This is a genomic window from Rhizobacter sp. P2_H2 (assembly GCF_056403375.1).
In genome coordinates this window covers 1-644 of the sequence record NZ_JBFUFP010001742.1, presented here as the reverse complement: position 1 = coordinate 644, position 644 = coordinate 1, and the positions used below count along the sequence as shown (strand labels likewise).

At 71.7% G+C, this 644-nt stretch carries 1 protein-coding gene; it reads right to left on the bottom strand.

Annotation, left to right across the window (positions count from 1 at the left end; genetic code table 11):
• Window positions 1-644, bottom strand: a 644-nt coding sequence (locus AC1D15_RS35955; protein WP_477829846.1) for a sensor histidine kinase, incomplete at both ends; no start/stop codon positions are given.

The window sequence follows — 644 nt, the reverse complement described above, 5'->3', positions numbered from 1 at the left end:
CGGTTGTCCTCGACGTACATCATGCGCAGCGCATCGCGCCGGGGGGCTGCGGGTGCGGCGGCGGGCTCGCACGGGTCGTCGGCGAGCGGCGCGAGGTCGGTGGCGGTGCCATCGGGGTCGCAGACCATGTCGAGCAGCACGCAGGTGCCGTGGCCGAAGCGGCTCGTCACCTGCAGGTCGCCGCCGATCGCCTGCATCAGGCTGCGCGCGATGATCAGGCCGAGGCCGGTGCCCTCGATGGTCGAGGTCTCCTTGCCGAGTCGCTCGAAGGGCTGGAACAGGCGGCTCAGCTGCTCGGGCGACAAGCCGGTGCCCTCGTCCTCGACCATCAGCGTGAGCCGTTCGGGGCGCTCCTGGCGCAGGGCCCAGCGCACCACGCCGCCGGGGCGGTTGTACTTGACCGCGTTCGAGGCCACGTTCAGCAGCACCTGGCGCAGCCGCTGCGCATCGGCCCGCACGCGCAGCGGCGAGGGCAGCGCGTTGTCGAAGCGGATGCCGCGCGTGCGCGCCATCGGCGCCAGCAGGTCGATCGTGCGCGCGACCAGGTCGTCGAGCGCCACCCGTCCCATGTCCAGTGTCAAGGCGCCTTCCTCCACTTTCTGCAGGTCCAGCACGTCGTTGATCAGCGCCAGCAGGTGCTGCCC